This window comes from Vibrio sp. Of7-15, assembly GCF_022347565.1.
Lineage (GTDB): Bacteria > Pseudomonadota > Gammaproteobacteria > Enterobacterales > Vibrionaceae > NORP241.
In genome coordinates, this window is the sequence record NZ_JAKRGH010000062.1 from 1 (window position 1) to 3,375 (window position 3,375).

Sequence of the window (3,375 nt, forward strand, 5' to 3'; positions counted from 1 at the left end):
TCCATCTTCATCTACTTTTTTTTCTAAAAGAGCTTCGTACACTTTTATATCGTAGCCAAGAAAATTATTCATATCTTTAAGAACATCTTGATGTACAACAAGCTTAGGTAAATGAAGAAGATCTAATAATATGTCAGGTTGTAAATCAGATATTATTTTTTCCGTTTTATTCTTGATAATATATTCATTAAGATTAGTAAACATTTATATTCCCTAGTTATCTTGTAGTACACCAGTAATCCCAAGTTGACACTGGAACAAACCTCACTCCACTTATACCTAATTCTTCTATTCTCTCAGAGATAGAATGATGAATAACGATTACCGGGCTATGGCCAACTCTAAAAATCAACCTTTCTTTTAGTGATATATTATTTAATTCCTCTAAAAATGAGAGCGCCTCTACACTCACAACTTTACCATTTTCTTCTTTTATCGATATAATCTATGTAATTAGCCACTCTTAGAGAATAATATTTACCCATATAACCTAAAATAGAAGATAAAGAAAAATCTAGATAATTAAGCTTTAAGTCTAGAAAAAAATTATATAACTTATCGCTGATTATCATGTTTGGTTGATATATAACATCAGGAAGTTTTTTAGTATCGTCACCATAGTTCAGATCAAATTTCAATAAGCTCTTATTTATTACTATACTTCGTTTAAGTAATACCTCTTCCGAGTACTCATCTAAAGCATCTAATAACCCATGATTATTTTCTGCAACCCAAATATAATATTCATCATTTATCATCAGTGGCCAACCTTAAGTTTTCCTTTTGAAATATCTTTCTATTTTTATCGTGAAGGTGAGTGAACTATTTTCCAATACTGTAAAGCGACACTCATAACAGGATGATTTAAAACAATCTTAATTAAAGAAATCAGTGATTACCTTATAGTTATTTTTATAAGCTACTTCTAATAAATTATCTGCCTCAAATACGCCATTAAGTTTCTTTAAATTATTTAATAACTCAACTAACTTATCTTCATCTATCGCACTTAATATTAACTCCCAATCATCAAAATCATTCAAGCAAGAAATTTCAATATTGTAATTTATAATTGAATCAAATAAGTACGGGTGATTAAATAAACATTCTAATATATGTGAATCAAACTCAGCGTTAATATATTCTAGTGATGGGTATTTCTTCAGTATATTATTAAAAATACTTAAGTTAAGTTCATTATTATTTTCATTGCTATGATAAACATAACTTAGCGCTTCACCGAGAACTTCATCATCGAAAGACAAACTGTCCAATAATAAATTTACTATTTTCTCTGCTCCATTTTCTGAAGCACGAAACAAAACTTCGTCGGAATGAAAACTTACATCATTATCAACAAAAAACTTAATTACTTTAAATGCCCCATCTCCAAATGTTAAGACCTGATAGAACTCCTCTTCCATATCATTTTCGAATTCACTTTCATCTAATAAATTTAGCTCATTTCCTAATGATAAAATTTTATAGCATTGCTTATCATCTATTTCATTTCCAGTAAATAAGTTAAATGGGTCAAATGTAAAGTTAAACCCAATATTACCGTCAAAGTAATCAACTAACTCTTTTACTAATTTATAGTCATTATAATTAAAAAGAAGAGACCAAAAATCATAGTCAGGAAATCTCCCATCATCTAAGATATCTTTCAGTTCATAAAAATCATTATTTTTAACTTTATTGAAAAGAGCTATTGAATTCATATTTTTGATTAATAATTTTAACTTAGCTTATGATTAACTATAAATGATAAAAAAGCATGAAAAAATTGCTCATGCTTTTTATTAAATATTATTTATTCCAACGATATAAAATATAATCCATTGGCAATTTATTTATTTCATTAATTAATTCTTCACTAAAAAATAAAGAGCTGTTTTCCTCATTCCTAAAAATATGAACATCATCAGAAACTGACTCCACGGTATTAGGCTCTATGACATACAAATAAGAATAATTGGCTCTTAAGTCTGAGTGCTTTAACTCGACTGCCCCATCTTGAAGCTCAACATTACTTTTTAGATATGGTGACAATTTATCGACCAGATCATTAATCACAAAAACTTTGGGGAACATATAAAAGTCAAAAACTAAATCAGGCTCAACAGGTAGCATGCCTTTCTTTTCTTTTATAGGAAAAGATTTTAGTGAATCTAAGCTTAACTCAATAAAATTTCGCATTAAAATAACTCCGGAACTTTACCATCTTCAGATATAGGCTTGATCATTAAGCTTGAGTTACTATTTTTAGATAAATATTCTAATAAATCTTTTCCAAGCTCTTTAGATACAATAACTCTGTCATGAGCTTCGCTAATGACAAACATTTGTCTCTTATATTTTGGTATACTAGCTAGTTTTTTAATATCAAGGTAAAGCTCCATTACCTTTACTTTATTCTGGCCTGGATAAAATGGATTTGATATAATTTCACTCTTATTTAAATCAGCACAAGATAACATATTACTCAGTGACAATATGTTATATCCTTTTCTATCATCTAGTTTAGATGGATACATACTTAGTCTATATGGGTTATATTTTGATAAAATCATGGCTATTTCATCATTACAGTATATCTCACCAAAAAAATGAAAATCTTTTGTATTTTTAATACTTTCTTCTTCATATGAAATTATTTCACTGGCAATACTTACTATAGGATTATCTATATCCTCAAAGTATTCAGATCGATCATCTATCACTATCGAGCTACTGTTATTCATGAAATTTTCAGTGATCATATAGTATTCTGACATTAATATATCCTTTAGCCATACATCTTTACACTACCTAACTTTAAATAGTCCATTACTGGATCATGAATAAATATTCTCTACGTTAATAACGATCATAGGGGTGAGTACTATCTTACCAGATATCTTCTTCTCCATAAGATTTAAGGTCTTTTAAAAAATCCAAATTAACATGAAAATTTTATTTACTATATTAGGAAGAAATAAGAATATTATTGTATTTTAATTGTGGCTGTGTTGATAACGAATCATGCCGTATCTCTAAATAATATCAATAACTGATAAAAGCCTAAAAAATAAAGAGACACAGCACTATACCTGTACTTTTAGAAAAAGTTACTATTTATCATATTCGAAAATAATATCCAAATCAGAATAATGTGAAAATATATTATCAACGATATCTGACTTTATATATATATTATCTTCTATAATGTAACCAATTACATCATCTTTTTTTTCAAACGGTAAATCAACAATATACATTGGAGAAAAAAACTCGACATCTCCATCTTCATCTACTTTTTTTTCTAAAAGAGCTTCGTACACTTTTATATCGTAGCCAAGAAAATTATTCATATCTTTAAGAACATCTTGATGT

General features: G+C 27.8%; 6 protein-coding genes. All 6 read right to left on the reverse strand.

Features of this window, described 5'->3' with window-relative positions; translation table 11 throughout:
• Positions 1-204 (reverse strand): hypothetical protein (locus MHO82_RS25580; RefSeq protein WP_239189417.1); only part of this gene is annotated, 204 nt, incomplete at its 3' end.
• Positions 205-416: 212 nt separating this feature from the next.
• Positions 417-758: a hypothetical protein gene (locus MHO82_RS25585; RefSeq protein WP_239189420.1), complete on the reverse strand. Its 342-nt coding sequence runs from the start codon at positions 756-758 to the stop codon at positions 417-419.
• Between the two features lie 117 nt (positions 759-875).
• Entirely contained in the window at positions 876-1,721 is an 846-nt protein-coding gene (locus MHO82_RS25590; protein WP_239189424.1) for a hypothetical protein, read from the reverse strand.
• An 88-nt stretch (positions 1,722-1,809) separates the two neighbouring features.
• Positions 1,810-2,199, reverse strand: a complete 390-nt coding sequence (locus MHO82_RS25595; RefSeq protein ID WP_239189427.1) for a hypothetical protein — start codon at positions 2,197-2,199, stop codon at positions 1,810-1,812.
• Positions 2,199-2,777 (reverse strand): hypothetical protein, encoded by a 579-nt coding sequence (locus MHO82_RS25600; RefSeq protein WP_239189430.1) that lies wholly within the window; start codon positions 2,775-2,777, stop codon positions 2,199-2,201. The genes MHO82_RS25595 and MHO82_RS25600 overlap by 1 nt, the downstream gene beginning before the upstream one ends.
• Before the next feature lie 336 nt (positions 2,778-3,113).
• A partial coding sequence (locus MHO82_RS25605) for a hypothetical protein (protein WP_239189432.1) occupies positions 3,114-3,375 on the reverse strand: 262 nt, incomplete at its 5' end.